The 18953-nt window shown below is 57.1% G+C and carries 14 protein-coding genes and 1 tRNA gene; 10 read left to right on the top strand and 5 right to left on the bottom strand.

The features are described from left to right. Window positions 1-114: 114 nt before the first annotated feature. Window positions 115-1047, bottom strand: a complete 933-nt coding sequence (locus RR_RS08640) for a glycosyltransferase family 2 protein (protein ID WP_011223403.1) — start codon at window positions 1045-1047, stop codon at window positions 115-117. Window positions 1048-1519: 472 nt separating this feature from the next. On the opposite strand from RR_RS08640, the gene RR_RS08635 reads away from it, so the two are divergent. From RR_RS08635 to RR_RS08625, 3 genes are all read left to right on the top strand, one after another. Then, window positions 1520-3340, top strand: a complete 1821-nt coding sequence (locus tag RR_RS08635) for an ABC transporter ATP-binding protein (RefSeq protein ID WP_198409021.1) — start codon at window positions 1520-1522, stop codon at window positions 3338-3340. Between the two features lie 440 nt (window positions 3341-3780). Beyond that, complete coding sequence (locus RR_RS08630) at window positions 3781-4764, top strand: hypothetical protein (protein WP_011223401.1); 984 nt, start codon at window positions 3781-3783, stop codon at window positions 4762-4764. A 337-nt stretch (window positions 4765-5101) separates the two neighbouring features. After that, window positions 5102-6010, top strand: coding sequence for an aldo/keto reductase (locus RR_RS08625; protein WP_011223400.1), 909 nt, complete (start codon window positions 5102-5104; stop codon window positions 6008-6010). Window positions 6011-6151: 141 nt separating this feature from the next. Here RR_RS08625 and RR_RS08620 read toward each other — a convergent pair whose 3' ends face one another. Continuing rightward, window positions 6152-6940 carry a succinylglutamate desuccinylase/aspartoacylase domain-containing protein gene (locus RR_RS08620; protein WP_004961101.1) on the bottom strand — a complete coding sequence of 263 codons (789 nt, stop codon included), beginning with the start codon at window positions 6938-6940 and terminating at the stop codon, window positions 6152-6154. A gap of 45 nt (window positions 6941-6985) precedes the next feature. Then, window positions 6986-7468 (bottom strand): DUF309 domain-containing protein, encoded by a 483-nt coding sequence (locus RR_RS08615; protein ID WP_011223399.1) that lies wholly within the window; start codon window positions 7466-7468, stop codon window positions 6986-6988. Between the two features lie 199 nt (window positions 7469-7667). On the opposite strand from RR_RS08615, the gene RR_RS08610 reads away from it, so the two are divergent. The 4 genes from RR_RS08610 to RR_RS21890 all read left to right on the top strand — a co-directional run bounded on the left by RR_RS08610 (window position 7668) and on the right by RR_RS21890 (window position 12168). Beyond that, window positions 7668-7751, top strand: a tRNA-Leu gene (locus RR_RS08610). 779 nt (window positions 7752-8530) lie between these two features. Continuing rightward, window positions 8531-9805 (top strand): PGF-CTERM sorting domain-containing protein, encoded by a 1275-nt coding sequence (locus RR_RS08605; protein ID WP_171814231.1) that lies wholly within the window; start codon window positions 8531-8533, stop codon window positions 9803-9805. A gap of 453 nt (window positions 9806-10258) precedes the next feature. After that, the gene (locus RR_RS08600) at window positions 10259-11830 is read left to right on the top strand and encodes a PGF-CTERM sorting domain-containing protein (protein WP_049939146.1); all 1572 of its coding nucleotides are present in this window, start codon (window positions 10259-10261) and stop codon (window positions 11828-11830) included. A gap of 197 nt (window positions 11831-12027) precedes the next feature. Next, complete coding sequence (locus tag RR_RS21890) at window positions 12028-12168, top strand: hypothetical protein (RefSeq protein ID WP_004961121.1); 141 nt, start codon at window positions 12028-12030, stop codon at window positions 12166-12168. Window positions 12169-12292: 124 nt separating this feature from the next. Here the strand turns inward: RR_RS21890 and RR_RS08595 are convergent, their stop codons facing one another. Beyond that, complete coding sequence (locus tag RR_RS08595; protein WP_011223396.1) at window positions 12293-12829, bottom strand: metal-dependent hydrolase; 537 nt, start codon at window positions 12827-12829, stop codon at window positions 12293-12295. 113 nt (window positions 12830-12942) lie between these two features. Next, window positions 12943-13956 (bottom strand): DUF1616 domain-containing protein, encoded by a 1014-nt coding sequence (locus RR_RS08590; protein WP_011223395.1) that lies wholly within the window; start codon window positions 13954-13956, stop codon window positions 12943-12945. A gap of 209 nt (window positions 13957-14165) precedes the next feature. Between RR_RS08590 and RR_RS08585 the strand changes: the two genes are divergently transcribed. The 3 genes from RR_RS08585 (at window position 14166) to RR_RS08575 (ending at window position 18948) form a co-directional block, all read left to right on the top strand. Continuing rightward, a complete protein-coding gene (locus tag RR_RS08585) occupies window positions 14166-16190 on the top strand; it encodes a hypothetical protein (RefSeq protein ID WP_011223394.1) in 2025 nt (674 codons plus the stop codon). Window positions 16191-16467: 277 nt separating this feature from the next. Then, on the top strand, window positions 16468-18156 hold the full coding sequence (locus RR_RS08580) for a hypothetical protein (RefSeq protein WP_011223393.1): 1689 nt from the start codon (window positions 16468-16470) through the stop codon (window positions 18154-18156). 90 nt (window positions 18157-18246) lie between these two features. Further along, window positions 18247-18948, top strand: a complete 702-nt coding sequence (locus tag RR_RS08575; RefSeq protein WP_004961131.1) for an ABC transporter ATP-binding protein — start codon at window positions 18247-18249, stop codon at window positions 18946-18948. Window positions 18949-18953 lie beyond the last annotated feature (5 nt).

The raw sequence follows: 18953 nt of genomic DNA, 5'->3' as shown, positions 1-18953 counted from the left end.
CCGCCAAGTCCCACCGACGAACCCATTTGTATCACAACTGGGCGTTGGATGGCCCCGCTTTGCAGACTTCTGGAACCAGCGGGCGAGTAGACTCGGGCGTTGGATGTCCGTTTATTACCCGTCAAGCAAGGTTCGCTTCACGCGCACCGCTGACATCACACCAGGTCGGCCGAGGATCGCGGCCAGCGTCTCGATTATCCTCGGAAACTTTTGTTTCCGCTCGTAATAGGCTGATTTAATAAAACACTGTATTGCTTGCGCTGACCAGATCTGTTCGTTAAGATAGTTCCGTCCCTGACGCTCGTACCACTCTGCAAGGAGATCTCGACGTATCTCTGGATACTGATTGTATATGTCCTTTTGATGACGAATGTTCTGTAGTATTTTTTTAAATCTCCGTTTTCCGGTCCATAACTTATTTCCTTCTTGACGATAGAACGTCAGACACTCGTCGACGTAGTCGGCTTTCGTCCGCTTCGCGAGTTCTATTTTGAGGTCTGTGTCGCCCAGTTCGATGTCCAAGTCGTCTTCCTCACCCATCCCAGCCATTGGGAGACAGTCACACAGTACTTCTCGTTCCATCAACATCGAGCCTGTCCACATGGGAAACGTCTGGAACCGGAGCGCTGGTTCCAGAAAATGGCCTGACACCTCCTGTTTTGGGTAAAAATCCCCCTCATCACCACGGACTACGCCGCAGTACGAAACACCGACCTCCGGGTTCTGGTCGAGAACGTTCGCCGTTTTTTTCAGTTTCGTCTCGTAGAGGTAGTCGTCATCGTCCAGAAACTGGATGTACTCGCCGGTCGACTGCTCGATTCCAGTCGTGTAGGCTGCCTGCCACCCCTCGTTCTCCTCTTTTATTATCGGCCTGTCTATCACCTCGTCGTACTCTGAAAGCACCGGTTCGGCGTACCCTTCGCCCGAGTCATCAACTACGATCAGCTCGACGGGTTCGTAATCCTGTCGGGCCACGCTCTCGATCGCTGTGGGGAGGAGGTCATTTCGGTAGTGAGTGGGGATAATCACCGATATTTTTCTGCCCATGTGAAATGTATTCTGAGTGAATATTTTTTGTTAGGAGGTGTATACAGGCGTTGGACGATACGTTACAGCGCTGCTGTTTGACACTGGACCCCGATCGGCTCATCCTGAAAGTCTGGTCATCCCTTTGCCGCTGAGTCTCACCTCTCCGCTACGATCACTTGGTACAAACGCAGAGATACTCAGGAAGCGCCGTCACCACGGCGCGCAAATTCATTTTGCGAGTCCCCTCTCGGAATATCCGCTTAAGAATGGGTACTCTCCATTACAGTCAGTCAAATCATACAAACCCGTACGTAGAACCTCTGCTGGTGGAATTGTCCTGCCTCACAGCCGAAAATACAGTAGTAAGCTTATAACAAGGAAAGCAGGTCGACTTTTTCCACTATATCAATGTGCAGATGGCAACCGTTGGCGTGTACTGGCCGAACCGCTGTAAACGAAGATGCCACAGTCTGTTCCAACGGTCCCGTGGATGACAACTGAACAGATGACCGGCAGAAACTCAGACACCATTTCACGGCAGGAGAAACTTGATGCGCTTCTCTATGCGGCCCGATATGCCCCAAAATTCACGGTGATGATCGTCGGGCTCGGTCTGGTAACGGCCGTATTAGAAGGCGTTGGACTGACGTTTATCATTCCAATCATTGAACTCATGCAGTCATCAGAACCGGTGACACAGGCTGATGGCATAGCGGGTATTTTCTTTACCGTTTATCAGACACTCGGGATTCCGTTCACGATCGAGTACGTCATTGGCGGAGTGGCGTTAGCGACCTGTCTGCGCTATACGTCGTCGTTTCTCCTCACGTGGCTACGCGATGTACTCCAGCTTTCCTACGAGCGACACATCCGCGAGAACCTCTTTGACAGCGCTCTGGAGACAGAGATGGAATTTCTCGACCGAAAGGGGTCAGACAACATCTTGAACGCGATCGTCACCGAGTCGAAAGCAGCCTCGAAAGTCATCAAGCGGTTCGTGAAACTATTCGATCTGCTACTACTCACTGTTGCCTATCTCGCTCTTGCAACGTGGATCTCACCACAACTCACAGCATTTGCTATTTTTATCATCGGTGGTGTGGGACTCGGTCTGCGGCATCTCATCGGCTCAGGATACGATCTGGGTGATCGCGTTGCAGCGGCAAACGAACGGATGCAACAAGTGGTTCAGGCCGGCATGATTGGCATTCGAGACATTCGAGTTTTCAATCTCGAAACAGAAATCTATGACGAGTATGAGGAAGCCCTAGAAGAGTACACGCGTTCGAAAGTCGCGAACCGCCGGAATCGGGCAGCGATCAAAAAGTCACAGAATCTCGTCGTCTCCGTACTCATCTTCGCACTTATCTACGTGGCCCTGACATTCACCAATCTCTCGTTCGGTGAACTCGGCCTGTTCTTGTTTCTCATGTTTCAGCTCGGTCCCAAAGCAAGCGGGATTAACAAGCGGTTCTACAAAGTCGAAGAGAACCTTCCCCATCTGGTTCGGACACAGTCATTCATGCGGGATCTCGAAGAGTGGGAAGAACCGGACACCGGAGAGCAACCGACCCCGAAAGAGGTCGAAACAGTCGAGTTCGACGATGTCACGTTCTCATATACGGACGACGAGGTCGTTCTTCGGGAGGTCGATTTCGAACTCAAGAAAGGCGAGTTCGTCGCCTTCGTTGGACAGTCCGGTGCCGGGAAGTCGACAATAGTCTCCCTGTTGGCTCGCTACTATGAGCCAGACAGCGGTCAGATACGTGCAAATGGGAACCCAATCGGCCAAATGGATATCAGCGAGTGGCGTGACCGAATCTCAATAGTCCGCCAGAACCCATATATGTTCAACGACACGCTTCGACATAACCTCACCGTCGGCAATCGGGATGCGACGGACGCTGAGATCAAACGGGCTTGCGAAATCGCGAAGGTGGACCAGTTCATCACGGACCTCCCGAACGGACTTGATTCTCAACTCGGTGACGACGGTGTCCGCTTGTCGGGTGGGCAGAAACAGCGCGTCGCTCTTGCGCGAGCGATTCTGAAAGACGCGGACCTGTTAATTCTAGACGAAGCAACGAGCGACCTAGATTCGAACCTTGAGAAGGAAGTGCAGGCGGCAATCGAAGCGATGGAGCGAGATTATGCGATTATCGCTATCGCTCATCGCCTTTCGACTGTCGAGAATGCTGATCGCATCTATACGATGGAAGACGGGTGGATTTCCGAGTGTGGCGGTCACGACGAACTGGTTGAAAGTGAAGGGAAATACGCTGAATTGTATGCGATACAGTCAGGTGGGTAACTGTACTGTACTCGGTGTTACCGCAGACACAGCTCAAGAAAGCTATCGCTGGTACTTCTCTATCCTATTGTCAAATTGGATGCTGAAACTACTCACTGGCATCGCTTCGTAGAGGACTAAGTATCACGTGCGATGATACGCAGAACAGATTCTACCTTTGATCTCGATTCAAAGGGCGGGCAATCAGACTCCACTCTCACGGAATACGAACACAACCCTACAATCACAAGTTGCTGCCTCTGACTTGTAAAATCCGGAAAATAAACAATGGGAACTCTACTTGGCTGCAAGACAGGGTCAGGCATCACGACTAACACTTATTCTGACCTTTGAAAAAGCGCAGCAGCATACCCGAACCACCTATCCAAAATACTAGTAAAAACTCTCTACCACCAGTTAGGCAGCTTATCGCTAAGTGATGCGTAGAAGTGTATACTACCATGACCAAACTGCAGAGGTACATACCGGACATCTGGAGGTCAAACCAATTGATGGCCTCACGATATCAATATACAAATGATGGGATTTTTGACGGTATCGTGAACAAGTATTTCGATACGGTTTCACCGAGTGGCTTTGATTTGATGGCCGAGGACTGGGATAATTGCTATCTTCTTGATGCCTGCCGATACGATATGTTTGCGGATCTGCATCCTTTTGAAGGGCGGCTGAAACGGCGGCTATCCCAGGCGTCTAGTACACCCGGTTTCCTAGAGGCGCACTTCTCTGCGGGAAGATATTACGACACAGTGTACGTAACCGCCAATCCGATGCACTCAGTTGACGAGTGGTGTACCGTCGAACTCGACACTGTTTTTCATTCTGTCATCAACGTGTGGGAGACAGAGTGGGATGAGGACATCGGAACAGTGCCCCCAGAAGACATGGTAGCTGCTGTTAAAGCGGCCAGAAAAACGTATCCGAACAAGCGGATACTCGCACATTTTATTCAGCCTCATCATCCATTTCTCGGTCCAACAGGCAGAGAAATGGTTGATTCCGGAATGCAAGGTCGGGAGAAAGCGAAGGGTGCGGACGTTAGTACCTCAGCGAATGATGAACAGAAAATCTGGGCACGGCTGAGACAGGGAGATGTCTCAGAACAACGTGTCTGGGAAGCGTATCGGGAAAACCTCAAACTGCTGTTCCCACATCTTCGAGAACTGCTTGACACTGTTGATGGCAAAACAGTGGTCACGTCAGATCATGGGAACCTAGTTGCAGACTGGCTGTGGCCGTTCCCCGTACGAGAATATGGGCATCCCGGAGAACTTCGTGTCCCAGAACTCATTGAAGTACCGTGGCTGGTTTTCGATACCGATGAGCGGATACCAATTCAATCGGACCGTCCACTTGAGTCCGGCGTCGAACGCGGCTCTACCGAGATTCGCGACCGGTTGTCTGACCTCGGATATCATTCGTAGTCTTGCGATGGTCTCAGCCTGATGTTGCGTGGCTCTCTTTTCGGTACCAAGTGTAACGAGTCGTCTGGCTGCTATGCCACCCAGATTATCCTCTCTTCCCAGCTACACACGCTACAGAAACGAAGTAAACTCCTCTGTAGAGCCAATCGAATCGCGGGGACTCCGTTTCAGCATGGTTCCGATGAAATCGTAGCACAGAGCTGTAAATTATATCTCCATCATCACATCACTAATATTTCACTTCCTCAGTCCATATCTGAATCAGTTGAATTATAAAGCTCATACCAATACAGCCCCCGTTCTACCAGCATGATTGTAGCGGATAAAACTGAGGAAAATGAAGCGACCACAGCAGTCAGCCGACATGGCTCCCGAGCAGAATGGTACGACCACGGTCCCTACTCTCGGGTTCGGTACCTACCGAACCGGAGGGTACAAATGCTACAACGCGGTTAAGAATGCGCTTGATTGTGGCTACACGCATATCGACACTGCGATGGCATACGAAAACGAAGCGGCCGTCGGTCGCGCAATCGAACAATCCAGCGTTGACCGCGAAGACATCTTCTTGACGACGAAAATCAAGGGATATCCCGAAATGGTCGAGTATGAACGCTTGATAGAGGCCGCGAAGGGATGTCTTGAACGGCTGGGAACGGAGTATTTAGATCTGTTATTGGTCCATTGGTGGAACCCACTGGCCGATATGGAAGAAACATTCAACGCGCTCAACACACTCGTCGATGACGGGCTGGTCGGTCAGATCGGAGTGAGTAACTTTTCTATCAAGGAGCTCAAGCAGGCGATGCGACTTTCGGACGCTCCTATTGCGACGAATCAGATTGAATACCATCCTTACTGGGGTGACGAGGAACTCGTCAGATTTTGCCAGGACAACGATGTCACAGTCACCGCATACAGTCCGCTTGCGGAGGGGCGAGCTGTTGAAGACGATGTCTTGCGTTCCATTGGAGATCGGTACGGCAAATCGGCAGCGCAGGTATCTATCCGGTGGCTGATACAACAGGAGAATGTTGTCACGATTCCGAAAGCGGCGACGCCGAAACACATAGAAGCGAACATCGACGTTTTTGACTTCGAACTCACTGACCGCGACATGCGGCGGATCAGGAAACTCAAGCCTCCGTTCTGGTACAGAGAAAACCGCGAAGGCGGGTCGATATATGAGGCTCGCAGTGTTCTGGGAAATTTTGTTCCGGACAGTCTCTACAATCGGATTGCCTGAGCTCCTTTCCAGGTGATTGAATGGACTCTCGGCAACTGAGAGGTAAACGCGTTTGACAACTGACACCCGGCAGTCAATACGGGTTCTGTTCGGTCTTCCGAAAGGCGTTTGCCGTCTAAATCAGCGGGTCAGCAATCTGTCTCAGTCAAGCATCCCGATCCGATCTGCAGTAAAGCCGAACACGTCCTCGTAGCCGTAGGCTGAGAGTAAGACTGGGTGGAAGGGTTCCTCTGCGACGACAGTTTCGTCGTCGGCCGCTGCTACCGGGTCGCCTTCGGGGACCGGCTCGAAGTTCCTGACGAACACCTCGTACTGGTCGGCCGCTGCCTTCGGAATCGGCTCGCCGAGCTGGAACACTGGCAGTGACGTCTCTCGCTGTGGTGGCGACGCAGCGGTGACGCCGGTGGCGGCGAGGAACTCTCGGATGACCTGTGCTGCGTTCTCAGCGGCGTCCGCGGAGCCCTGATACCCGCACTCGACTTCAAGCACGGAGTCCACTGTCGCGATCATTCGCCCCTCGTTTGCGCCTTTCGTCTGTACGACAGCGTCTACGGAAAGGACGCTACAGAGGTCCTCCATCTCCGGTGTGAGTTCGTCGACGAGGGCGAACATCCCGTCGTAGGACTGCGTGGAGTGTAACGAAAGCACGGTGCAGTCACGGAGTTCAGACGCGATGGCGGCGGCTAACCGTGTCTCGCGGGACTCACTGTCGGCGTCGCCGGGGAACGAGCGGTTGAGGTCTGTATCGAGATACCGCTGGTTTGCCTCGAGGGCAGCTTCGTTCGCGATAATAAATTTGACGGGGCGTTCAACCGCGGGCGGGTCGGCAAGGACGGCTTCGATGCCGTCCCGGCCGCACGGTTCGTCGCCGTGGATGCTCCCCACGACGGCCACTTCCGGAACCCCGTCTCCCAGTTGCTCGATTCGCATCTACCCGTGATAACGCGTCCAGCCTTTAGAATTATCCGGATTCAGTCAGTGTTCGAGCGACTCCGCGAACTCGATGTCCTCCGGGCGACACGTCGGGTACTCGCCGTCGAGACGGATCTGCCAGCCGTGCAGTGCCGACGGGTCCGACAGTGCGTTCGTTACTGTCGTTCGCACGTCTAGCAGGTCGACGCCGTAGTAGTCGTTGGGGACGCCCCGGAAGTACTGCAGTGACGTGCGAAACAGCGACCGCATCCCGTCGTCATCCTCGAAATCGAAGTGCTTGTACGCGCCGGCAGCGACCTGTACCATTCCGTGGAGAAACTTGCTCTCCGTGTTCCCGCGGCCGTAGTTGTACCACTCGTCCTCGAAACAGTCGTGTGATTCGTGGAACTCGCCGGAGTTGTACAGGCGGACGCCGTGGACCACGGCCCGTCTGAGCGTCTCGTGTTCCCACTGGCCGTCGGTCCGCCACCCCGATGGGTTCCCGTCGGGGGCCTTGACGGTCGGGTCACGCGTGTGGTCGTCCATGCCTACGCTACTGGTTCACGGTGGGTCAAACCACCGGTTCTGTCAGCTATGATCGCCACTGAAACCCAGACACCATCTGAGCGCACGACAGCAGTCCGATCTGGTGTCGTTTGTTCAGTTGCTGTGAGCCCGGCTGGCCCTGAGTCGCTTCCGTACGACATTTATACCGCACTACCATGTATCTGAATGCAATACGCGTGCGAGGGTAGCCAAGCCAGGAAACGGCGGCGGACTCAAGATCCGCTCCCGTAGGGGTCCAAGGGTTCAAATCCCTTCCCTCGCATCGTATAGGGGCCGCACAGCGCGGCGCCGAAGGATGCACGCGGAAGGGTTTGAATGAGAGCAGGCGGGGCGGTTGCCCGCCTCCCGTAGTTCAAATCCCTTCCCTCGCACTGTTGGACCGACACGGTCCCTCGCAAAAAGTGAGCGGCCATCGTCACGGTCGCGGGTTCGCCGCCGTTCCCGGTGGTGACTCGCGGAGAAGACACGGGCCGATCGGTGCCGGAAGACTCGCACGGAGCGATCTTCCCTCGCAATTCTCCGACCCGATGTCCCGTAGATGTGTCTCAGCGATGCAGTTTGCTGTGGTCCTGTGCTCTCGCCCCGACTGAATTCCGACGGGCGTCTTCCATGTTACAATCCGTCCGAAAGCAAGTCGATGTCATGCGTTCGGGCATTCGGTGGGAATCAGGTGGAATTGCAGCGCCGCGTACCCGGCAACCCTCAGTGACTAGCCCATGAAGCCTGCCCGATGGAGCCACCCCTCCACTGGACTGTCCCAGACCAGTTCCGTAATTACAGCGCTAAACGCGGACTGCGGTTACTGATTAGTATACAGACTAGTTTAGCATCGGTTAATTACCAGCTCATTTGCTAATACTTATAGAAAACAAACAATTTTAAGAAAACAATCAATTCTGTCCCAGTTTTCACTCTAAATGCTCTTAGAAGGGTTCTGAATGCACCAAAATAGTATCGCTGCACAAGAAATATGTCGCAGGATTCAGTAATGTTTCAGTAATGGTAAAAATACCAATAGTAAAACCGATTGCCATTTTCGTGATGGCAGTCGCGTTGATACTCGCTGGTCCGGTATCAGTGATGTCCACTGTCGGGGCAACCCCAGTTGCCGAGAGTCAGTCAGTCTCGGTGACCGAAAACGTCGACGTGTGGGAGCGGTCCCCGCTCACGCTGCGAACGACCTCAGAGGGGCCGACCACGATAGTGGCACCGCGGACGTTCATCAACGTCGAATCAGCTGCGACTGGCGACTTACCGCTCAACAAGCGGACGGCGACGATCCATGAGCGCAACGAGTCGATAAACATGTCTTTCGAACCGAGAATCGGTGCCGGGACGAGGGCACTTGCCGGCGACGAGGCGCAACTACTGGCTGTCAAGTTGGATGAAGCCCCGACCACCGAAGGGGCAAACACCAGCGATATCCCGGGCTCACTCGGAGACGTCCTCGCAAACAACTCGAATATCACCTCGTCGGAACTACTTGATGATGCAGAGGGCGTTGGAGCGATAAGTGACGAGGGTGAACTAAACGCGTCCTACACTCCCGAGTCAGGCGGTGTCTACGCCTTCGCCCTGGTGACTGTCGACAGCGGCGAAGAGGGGCTGTCTGTATCTGACGGCAACGTGTCGGTGAACGGGAACGTGACCGTCGTCGGTGTCGAGCAGGCGGTTGTGCAGGACAACGCTTCGACCGTCGAGCCGACGCAGAACCCGGTCAATCCCGGAAACAACGTCACGCTAGACGTTGCAACGGAGATAGAAGATGAAAACGTCACGCACGCAGTGGTGCTGGTAAAGCAGGGCGAACTCCAGCAGCAGTCGAGTACGGTGACGGTGTCTGGTGAGCTAAACGAGAGCTTCAGTCAGGACCAGATCACTGTCGAAAATTCCTTTGACAACGTCAGCGGTGTTGCGACAGTTGATGACAACATCAGTATCGCAGGTGTCAATCTCTCCACAAACCAGTCGATACCTGCAATTGGGGTACAGGGTCTATTCGGCACAGTGGTTTCCGAGGCCGAATCGGATGCCGACGGCGAGGTCATCCACGCCTCTGCAACGGTCGTCAGCGCTGACTCCGACGCCAACGTAACTGTTGAGACGCTGGATTCTTGGCTGAACGGTGCGTATCAATACGTCCACGTCGCAGTCGGTACCGAGTCCGGTACCATCAACTCTGATACCGGGACGGTGGCAATAAGTCCGGGCGGCGGCCCTGATAACGGTGGTAGCCCGGGTAACGGCGGCGGTCCACCGGATAACGCTGGCGGGCCAAATAACACTGCGGATGACGACGAAGACGAGGAAGAATAACTGATCGCCGGCCGTCACTGGCCGCGTTCACCGAATAAGTCACACATTTCACCATCGACCTTTACTGCATCAGACCGACCCCACAGCGATATCTCATCCTGCTTACTCCACATACGGGTACGTTGTCGATTAAATGGCCGCAAACCGTCGCTCTCCTGTACAGTTCTCATCGTTGCGAATAGGGTGTCGTCTCAAGACACGATTCGGGATTCGCGCTGTAAAATCCCAAGACAGTGTCGACGTGTTTTGCAACCGTTATATGACACTGTGTGGCGCTGAGTGTCACTGCATAAGAATTATACCGCACCCCTCCGAAAAAATTCAGTAATGTATAAAACACCAAGAGGGAAACATACTGTAATTTGTGCGATTACAGTGCTGCTGGTGTTAGCGGCTCCCTTGTCGGTAACGTCGGCGGCGGCAACGCCAGTAGATGACGGACAAACGACGGCAGTGACGGAAAACGTGGATGTGTGGGAGCGGTCACTGCTCCCGCTTCGGACGTCTTCTACCGGCCCAACAGCGATAGCAGCCCCAGAGACGTACATTAACATCGAGTCTGCACAGACCGGTGACGTTCCCCTCAACAGGGACGAGTATACGATTCACGAGACGGGCGAGTCAGTGGATCTTACGTTCGAATCAACTACGGGGGCTGGAACCACTGGACTAGCTGGCGACGAGGCACAACTGCTTGCTGTTAGACTCTCTGAAGGCCCAGAATCGGCCGGATTTAGCGAAGGAAGCGTCAGAACCGATCTAGCGAGTATCTTTACGAACGATTCCAACGCCAACTCGGTCGAACTGTTAGACGACGCGGAAGGTGTCGATTCAATAGATGACAACGGTGTGCTCGAAACCTCGTACACACCTGACTCGGGCGGTGCCTACGGCTTCATTCTGGTCACTGTCGATGACGGACAGGGCCTGTCCGTTTCGGACAACAACGTTTCGACCGATGGCAACGTGACCGTTGTCGGTGTCGAACAGACGATAGTTCAGGAAAGCCCATCGACGGTCGAGACGACTGCCGATGATGTCGCCGCAGGGGATAACGTCTCACTCGATATCGAGACCGAACTAGAAGACGACGCTGTCACGCACGCCGTGTTGTTGTTCGACGAGGACGAGCTGCAACAGCGAACGAGCACCGTCCGGGTGACCGGCGACATTGATGAGAATTTCTCCGAAGATCAGGTCACGGTCGAGAACTCCTTCGACGGCGTCAACGGTGTCTCGTCGATGGATGATGACGCCACCTTTTCGAGTGGGGACTCGACAACGGTAGGGGCGATGCCGTCCGCGGGATTGATTGGCCTGTTTGGATTTGTGCTCTCTGAAGCATCGCCGGATTCAACCGGTGATGACATGATGCAAGCCTCGGCGACAACAGTATCTGATGCCGCCGATACGACCGTTGATGTCGAAACGCTCGATTCCTGGTCGAACGGGACGTACACGTACGTGCACGTTGCCGTTGGCGAAGACTCCAACGAGATTAGTTCTACCACCGGAACGGTCACACTGTCAGATTCGGATGACGGCAGTGACAGCAACGACGGGAACGACGACAGCGACGACAACAACGACAACAATAACGACGACAGCGACGACAACAACGATAACGACGATAACGACGACAACAATAACGACGGAAGCGACAACAGCGACGATAACAACAACAACGAAAACGACAACAGCGACGACAACAACGACAACGACAACGACGACAGTGATAACGGAGATAGCGATGAGGACAGCGGGGACGACGACTCCGATAACGAGAGTACTGAAGAAGACACGGCGGACGAAACTACGACTGACACCGACACCGAGGCTGGAGGCGGAGCGGACCCAACGGAAGCAGCTACGACCGCAGGTGGTGGGGCACAGCAACCCGACAATACGGACACAACCGGAACAGAGGGCACGGTCGAAACCACGAGTTCGAGCGGTCCCGGTTTCACCGTCCTCGTCGCGGTGCTAGCACTGCTAGGCGCCGGGTTCCTGGCACGGCGCGACTAACGACCGCGCCAGTTCACGCAGCGCAGCGGTTTCGGTTATTCTCTGACGCGATCTTCTTTCCCGCTGTATACCTATCCGAAGTCTACGTTTTGCGGATAACTGAACTATCATGTCACCAACGGTTGCAGACACAATGTTGCTGAAAGGGGTAATTTTATATTATTTTACAGATAACATGACAATGTAAGGTACATACAATGGGGGACTACGCAAAGCCATCCCGTGCGGCGAAGATCAAGTGCATCAAGTGTAACTCACCGGTCGTGCTCACCGTTGACGACGAGTACATCTGTGTCAACTGCGGCGAAGCGCCGATCGAATCCGCGGCCCCAGCCTGAGGCAGCCGTTTTACTTTTTCCCTGAGTTCAGTGCTGGAAACAGCAGCGGCGACATCTGGCTGCTAACTTGAGTCTGCCGCTGGCGAACCGCCACTTCGGCTTACAAGGACCGATAGACGAAGCGCTAGCGCAGTGGTATCTCTACTGTGACCCGTTTGTCGCTCCGGTACACCGTCACGAGACTGTAGCTGACGGCCACTCCGAAGACAATCAGAGGGACAGCAAGCGAGAGCAGGCTGTCGGGCGAATGCGCCGCAAACGACGGCGTTCTATCGGGGTTTGCCGCCAGCAACGGCCAGAACAGGTTCGGGAAGAAGTAGTACTCCATCCCGAGCCGCGCAATCGGATAGAAGTCGCCCGCGATGTGTGAGAGGTAGCCGGCGGAAAACACCATTCCGTACTGCCCGTAGCCACGGTGGGCAGCCAGCAGTACAACGACGGTGAGGACAGGTAGCGAGACGACAAGCGAGTGGGCCAGCATTCGCCCGCTCGGAAGGATAGCGAATGTCCACGCGAGCGGCTTGTCGATTACATCCGGCAGTTGCGTCGCGACAAGCAGGAGCAGTACCACCGGCCCGGACGGGAGGCGACGCCACCGAGCCACCGTATACACCGTCAGCGGGACGGCTGCGAGGAGGAAGTGGCCTGCGGGGTACACCATGAAACAAATGGGCCGAGAAAACAAAAGCTGTTCGCCGGATTCGATGTTCAAACCGCAGGCAGCAGGACAGCCCCGTTTTACCGGGGTCGTGCTGTCCTCTACGAGAACGTGGGTCAGCCGGTTACGTTCACCCAGAGATGGACTTCACGGTACGCGGTCGACTGGTCCACGGTCTCGGGTGGTGAGCCACGGTACAGCAGGTACTGGAGCCGGAGTCTCTCCCCAGTCATCTCTGGCTCGACCTCGTGCTGGCGCTGCCAGGTTTTGTTGTGTCCCAGCGTCGGCTGGAAACGCCGTAGCTCAGACCGCTCCCGGACTTGCGTTTCGTTGCCGACGCGCTCGACGCGCTGTAACTCGGCGATAACGGTGTACTCCGTCTGTTCGTGTTCTTGGTTCCCAATACCGACGATCAACGAGCGGCCTTCGCCCCGCTCAAACTCCGTTGGGTAGCCGTCAGCGACGAGTTCGCCGTCTTCGCCCTCCGTCAGCAGGTAGAAGTCGCTGAACCGCTCACCGTCTTTCGGCACCGTGACAGCGTACCCGACACTGGCGGCTGCAAGCAGGATGCTCAGGACTAGCAGCACGTTCAGGGCGGCGTCCGTCCGCGAGGCCGGCGAGAATAGCTCCTCACGTCCGGCACTGAGCCACGCACGATACGGAACGCGGAACCGTTCGTCGGCGGGCAACGCCCAGCGTCGGACAGCCGCGACAGCGGTCAACACGAGCGTCAGTCCACTGAGCGAGACGAGAATCGGAAGCAATCGGATGCCCCACGGCGTGAAATTCAACACCAGACCGACCAGCGGAACGAGAGCGATGCTGAGCCCGAACGAGAGTGCAGTCCGTTCGATCCCGTCGATTCCGTCCGCTTGCGGGTTCGAACCGGTTTCACTGTCAGTACTGGGGCCGCTCCCGGCTTCTGGAAACAGCGCTGCAATGAACGCATAGCCGGGGATAAAAAGGACAAACACAAGCCCGGCGATGATACGGACCGGTGTTTCGGAGACGACCGGCAGCAGGGCGGCCAGATTCGTCAGAATCACAACGCAGACAACGCCTGCTAGATCGGCCGGGAGGTGGCGGAGCTGGCGCGGCAAGAGTAGTTTCCACGCCTTGGTTTCAGCCATTGGCAGTGAGTCATATCGGCACGGTAAAAAAATAGCTGATTGCTTCGCTTTCTGTCTCAGTCCATAATTGCAACTGTCTCCGGTAAGCCAACCGAACGCATTTTATCAAACCGGGAGAATACCTCGGTGTGTTCCGGAGCCAGTCGTTGGCCGTGTTTACTATTTTGACCATACTAGGGCTTACAGCGGGCGCTGGTGGGGTGGCAGCGATGGGAACCGAGGTCGGGGGGCCGGCTCTGGACCGTCAGGTGGAGACCCCGGCGGACAACAACGAGACGCAACAGGAAAACCCGGATTCGGTATCAAACGGTGAGTACAGTGACGAAACAGCCGTCTGGTTAGCTCGGACAATGGGCGGGCGGCTGGAAAACAGCAGTATTGCGCTGTCGAACGCCCAGTACGACCAGGCCCGGTCGGTCCTCGGTGACGACTACGACACGCGTCTAGAGCAGTACGTTGAGGTCGCCGGAGACACGTCGTCGGAGACGGACGACACCGCGGCGAGGGAGTTCGAGGCTGCGCGCGAGAACCAGCGGAATCTCACGAACGAGGTCCAGCGGTATCGGCAACAGTACGCGGCGTATCAGACAGCACGCGAGCGCGGTAACGAACGCGAGGCCCGCATCACTGCGCGTGCGATGGAGCGAACAGCGTCGAACATCAGCGACAGAGGCGACGAACTGAATCAGAACTTCGAACGGATCGAGAACACCACATCTGTCGACCTGTCTTCTGGACAGACCGAGATCAATGAAACGACAGCGAACATCACGGCGACGCAGGCGGCTATCCGTGAAGAGACGCTCGTCGGAACGACACTCACGGTTCAGCCGATAGATTCGACCGCATCGTTCAGTGACCCCGGAACGGTCTCCGGGCAGATACAGACTGAGAACGGCTCAGTCATCGCGGACAAGGCGGTCGAACTCAGGATCGAGAACCGGACGCGGACTGTGCAGACTGATTCGAGTGGTGTATTCGAAACGCAGTACCGGCCGCGCTCGGCCAGGCTGGGGTCGCAATCCATATCGATCGAGTATGTCCCAGAGGCTGACTCGGTGTACCTGTCCGACAACGACACGTTCACCATTGACGTACAACAGGTAACCCCGGACGTGACGAGCGACATTGCACCGGACGTGGTGGGATACGGCGACCAACTCAACGCCACGGCGTCCGTGATAGTCGCGTCGGACGGTGTCGATGCGGTCCCGGTTGAGTTTGCTATTGGTGACACTGTCATTGCACGGACGACGACCGGACCGAACGGCACCGTCACAGAAACGATCCGACTCCCGGCGACGGTAAACGACGGGGAGCGTCAGGTCGTCGCCCGGGTTCCGTATGCAGACCGAGCGATTGCAGGCGTCCAGTCGGAGACTCCTGTTGTCGTCGTCGAGACTCGAACGAACCTCTCAGTGAGTGCATCACGCACGGATGGCGGGGCTCTCGTCAGGGGGCAACTCCAGACCGTTGCTGGAGACCCTGTGACTGGTCGCCCGGTACGCCTGCAGATCGGTGCTGGCGGAACACAGCGGGTCGAGACGAACCGGAACGGGTCGTTCCAGACCGTTTTCGAGAATCCGCAGGGCAACGAGTCCGTTACTGTTACCGCCACGTACGACGAGCCGAGGACAAACCTCGGTAACGCGACTGCAACGGCGACGCTGGCGGCCGGGTCCGGCGGCGGCAACCCACCGGTTGGCTCAGACGGGAACCCGGCAGCAGCCTTCGGGAACGCGGTTATCGGCTCCAGCTGGCTGCCCGTCTTCGGCGGCGGGGTAGCGCTTGCGGTTGTCGTCGCCGCTTGGTTTGTCGTGCCACGGGTCCGCCAATCCCGGGAGACGGACTCGCCTGTCCCGACGGAGACGGGTGACACGTCAATGACTGACCCTAACCCATCGGCGACGTCGTCAGACGAAACGACGCCGACGTTCGAGGACCGCGCCGAATCGTATCTGGACAGCGGGAACTACGACGCCGCAGCGATGGTCGCGTACACCGCCGTTCACGACGTGCTAGCAGTGGAAAACGGGATTGATGAAGGGGCAACACACTGGGAACTCCTCCAGCGGAGCCAGGAGCACGGCGTTCCGGAGGACCGGATGGCAGATCTCGAAACAGTGGTCGAAACCTTCGAGACCGCAGCGTTCGCGCCGACATCAGTCGACCGGTCACAGGCCGAAGCGGCTGTGGACCGCGCCCGTGAGATCAAGTCGAACGGGGACCGCTGACCGTCCAGTCCCTGGCCTTCGTTGCTGTGGTCCGCAATTCTGTTTGGAACTGCTGTCTTCAGCGCGCACCAGCGGAAACGAGTGACGCGTACGAACTGTTGGATCTGATAGTGGCAACCCGGCAGTCGTGGTTCGTTGGTGTCGGGGTCGACGGGTCGGCGGCCATCGCTACCGACAACGCAGGGACGCCCATGTAAACTCAGACGAGGACAGTAAACACGACGGGGCCGTCGGAATGCGGTAACTATCTTACACCCACCCGCTGTAGGACCCGCCAATGAGTGACGGCCGGACGGGACGAGTGCTGCTCATCGTGGCTGTGCTGGCCGTGGCAGCCGCGGCCCGACTGACGACGCTCCACTGGACACCGCTGCCCTCGACGCTAGACGGATTCGGCTACGTCGCGCTGGCGAGAGACACGCTTCGGACGGGGACGTTTCCACTCACACGGTTCCGCGCGGACAACATCGTGTTTACTGCTGTGCTGACGGTCGTCGGTTCGCTTACCGGTGAGCGGCCGCTGTACATCGCCCAGCCGGTCGTCGCGGTCACCGGTGCAGCGTCCTGTCTGACGGCGATGGCGCTAGTCAAACGCCTCGCACAGTCGAGTCGCTGGCGTCACTCCCGGACGACGCTGGCGATGGGCGTGGTCGGGATGGGGCTCGCAGTGGAGGGAATCTATCTCCGTCGGACTGGCCAGACCGACGAAGAGGCGCTGGCCTTCCTCTTGCTGCCACTGTTTGCGATTGCCGTCCATCGGTTGCTCACGACGGATCGATACAGGCGTCGCTGGGGGGCAGTCGTGGTCGTCCTGTTCGCTGCTTTCCCGCTCCTGCATACGTTCAGTTCGCTTATTGCCGGGCTGGTACTGACAGGAGTGCTAGCCGCCCACCTCGCTATGATTCCGTCGCGTCGTGACGCTGTTACTGCCCTCGCCGTCGTCGCAGGCTTCTGGGTGTATATGTGGGGGTACTACCGGTTCGCGGAGCAGTCCCAGCTGGTGGTTCCCTACGTCGACCGTATCAGCGCGTATCCGGGGCTGTTCCTGGCCTGGGTGGTCGTGCTGGTGGCGACGCTTGTCTGGTTCCAGCGGACGAGCGCTCGCCTGCAGCGGGTGACCGTCGGCGGCGCGGTTGGTCTCTGGTTCCTGACGCTCGGCGCGAACGCGTTACAGACCGTGTTTCCCGGGACACAGACCACGCCGACCGGCCTTCTGGTGCTTGTTGCGGCCTTCGCTGTCCCGGTGGTGTTTGCGGTCGTTGGCCTTCCGCGCGCGAGCCGCGACCGCCGGCTGGTCGGCCCGGTCATGCTTGCGCTGCTGCTAGCGCCGATCGTTATTGTGTACTTCTCGTTGACCGCCTCGCTGACGCCGGAGTACTACGGGACGGCGCTCCGCGGACAGACGTTCGTCCATCTGCCCGTGTTCGTGCTCGCTGGCATCGGCATCGCGTCAGTTGCCTATCGGCGGTCGCCATCACCGGACGGCGGACTTGGGTCGCCAAAGGCCCATAGCCACCGACTCGCAACAGTTCTGACAATCGTCGTCGTGGTCGCCGCAGTCGTGACGATGCCTATCGCGTTCGTCAATCTCGACACGCTAGCATTCCCGACGGGGGCGACCGAATCGCAGTTCGCAGCCGCGACGTTCACCGCAGACCACGTCGACGAACAGTGGGCTTCCGACCATCCGTTCAGCCGTATCGTTGACCTGTACTATCCGGGTTCAACCAACGGTACGTACCAGCCGACCGCCCGATGGCTCGGTGGCGGGATGGAACCCAGCTGCCCGACGCTGTCGCGGGCGTCGTGGGGGACAACCGGGGCGCACCTGTTTCCGGCAGGAAGCGAAAAGACCACGCCCGCGGCGCTGGGGGAGTGGCGGTACGAGAACGACGTAGTCTATGACACCCGGGGGCTCGACTCCGTGTACCTCGTTCGCCCCGGCGGGAACCGAACGAACTGCTGAGCGCACACGGTTCGTGGGGGCCACCTTATGTCCATTTTTCCCGTGTATGTAACCGTGGCATACAATACGGGGCCGGCAGAAAGGCCGACAATGACTGACCCCGTCCTCGTCGGCTCAGGGCTGTGTGTCACACGACGGGGCACCAAGATTCTCAATGGCGTCTCACTTACCGTCGGGTCCGACGCGGCAATGCTCGTGCAGGGACCTAGCGGGGCCGGGAAGTCGACCCTGTTCAACGTCCTCGGACTCCTAGAACCACCGTCTAGCGGTCGATTGGAGGTCGCCGGCCGAGATGCGAGTGCCCTGTCCGAACGCCAGCGCGCTAGCCTGCGGCGGACGACGCTCGGGTTCGTCTTCCAGGACTTCCAGCTCATCGGTGACCTGACCGCCCGCGAGAACGCGTCGCTCCCGCAGGAACACGCGGGCAACCGTGACCCCGACTGGCTGGACACGCTGTTCGAACGATTGGGCATCGCCGGACTCGAACACCAGTACCCCGCGACGCTGAGCGGGGGCGAGAAACAGCGGGTCGCTATCGCACGAGCGCTTGCAAACCGTCCCGAAATAATTCTCGCCGACGAACCGACCGGGCAGCTAGACCCGGACACCGCCGAGTCGGTGCTAAACCTCCTGTTTAGCATGAAGGAATCGACGGAAACTGCACTCGTCGTCATCAGCCACGACCCGCAACTGGCACAGCGGTTCGACGAACGGCTGTTCATCCGCGGCGGCACGCTCGTCTCGGATACTGCCTCGACGCCGGACGCGAGCCCGTCAACGGAGACGAACTAACGAAT

Origin of the sequence: Haloarcula marismortui ATCC 43049 (assembly GCF_000011085.1) — an archaeon.
Taxonomy (GTDB): domain Archaea; phylum Halobacteriota; class Halobacteria; order Halobacteriales; family Haloarculaceae; genus Haloarcula; species Haloarcula marismortui.
Note: the sequence above shows the minus strand (reverse complement) of the source record. Positions and strands in the feature narration are given on the sequence as shown.